The sequence below is a fragment of the Butyricicoccus sp. AM32-19 genome, assembly GCF_003480365.1.
GTDB lineage: Bacteria > Bacillota > Clostridia > Oscillospirales > Butyricicoccaceae > Agathobaculum > Agathobaculum butyriciproducens.
Window position 1 is genome coordinate 3064 of record NZ_QUIX01000035.1, and the last position, 214, is coordinate 3277.

The window sequence follows — 214 nt, forward strand, 5'->3', positions numbered from 1 at the left end:
CCTTGCCTTGTTCCCTCATACCGACACCGCCCGATGATGAACAGTCACCGGGCATTTTTCATTTACAGGAGGATTTTGAATGAACAATACCGCAACCAACACCGCCACTTGCCCTACTGTCAGAAAGCAGATCGGCAAGACAACCTATATCGTCCGTGTGCATTTCAGCCAGACCGCAAAAGAAACGATGGAGGACAAAATCAAGCGTCTGCTC

1 protein-coding gene is annotated in these 214 nt (G+C 49.5%); it reads left to right on the top strand.

Translation table 11 applies throughout. The features are described 5' to 3' along the window. Positions 1 to 79: 79 nt before the first annotated feature. Positions 80 to 214 (top strand): transposon-encoded TnpW family protein (locus DW806_RS14875; RefSeq protein WP_118730441.1); only part of this gene is annotated, 135 nt, incomplete at its 3' end.